A 1,002-nucleotide genomic window follows, 5' to 3' on the forward strand; every position below is an offset into this window, starting at 1 on the left:
TCCCATCACAAAAATATCTAAATTGGCATCACTACCAATTAACGATTGAATATTGCTGAAAGCATCAACATAGGAAGTGCCAAAACCAGCACCTGCATTGTCTTGATATAAAATACCGCTATTACTGCCTGAAATATCCCATTCGTTATCGGTATCTCGACCAGTCAGTGAGTTATTACCATCACTGCCGCCATCGATACTGTCGATGCTACTGCCACTGTCTATAACAAAGTTATCTAGGTTGGCATTACTACCAATAAGGGTTTGAATATCAGTAAAGCTATCTATATAAGAGGTGCCAAAACCTGCTCCAGCGTTGTCTTGGTATAAAACACCGCTATTATCTCCTGTGATATGCCATTCATTATCTGCATCACGTGCCGTTAAAGAATTATTGCCGTCACCACCACCATCAATACTATCGATGCTACTGCTTGTAGCCATCACAAAAATATCTAAGAAGCTTTCACTACCTTTAAGGTGCTGAACACTATTAAAGCTATCAACATACGACGTGCCATAACCTGCACCTGCGTTGTCTTGATATAAAACGCCACCGTTATCGCTGGTGATATGCCATTCATTGGCAATGTCATTGGCAATTAATGTATTGTTGCTATCACTGCCGCCATCGATACTCTCAATGCTACCGGTGGTTCCCATCACAAAAATATCTAAATTGGCATCACTACCAATTAACGATTGAATATTGCTGAAAGCATCAACATAGGAAGTGCCAAAACCAGCACCTGCATTGTCTTGATATAAAATACCGCTATTACTGCCTGAAATATCCCATTCGTTATCGGTATCTCGACCAGTCAGTGAGTTATTACCATCACTGCCGCCATCGATACTGTCGATGCTACTGCCACTGTCTATAACAAAGTTATCTAGGTTGGCATTACTACCAATAAGGGTTTGAATATCAGTAAAGCTATCTATATAAGAGGTGCCAAAACCTGCTCCAGCGTTGTCTTGGTATAAAACACCGCTATTATC

General features: G+C 40.6%; 1 protein-coding gene. It reads right to left on the reverse strand.

Features of this window, described 5'->3' with window-relative positions:
* On the reverse strand, positions 1-1,002 hold a 1,002-nt coding region (locus GAB14E_RS25080; RefSeq protein ID WP_033081985.1), incomplete at both ends, for a hypothetical protein.

Source organism: Colwellia psychrerythraea, assembly GCF_000764185.1.
GTDB classification, from domain to species: domain Bacteria; phylum Pseudomonadota; class Gammaproteobacteria; order Enterobacterales; family Alteromonadaceae; genus Colwellia; species Colwellia psychrerythraea_B.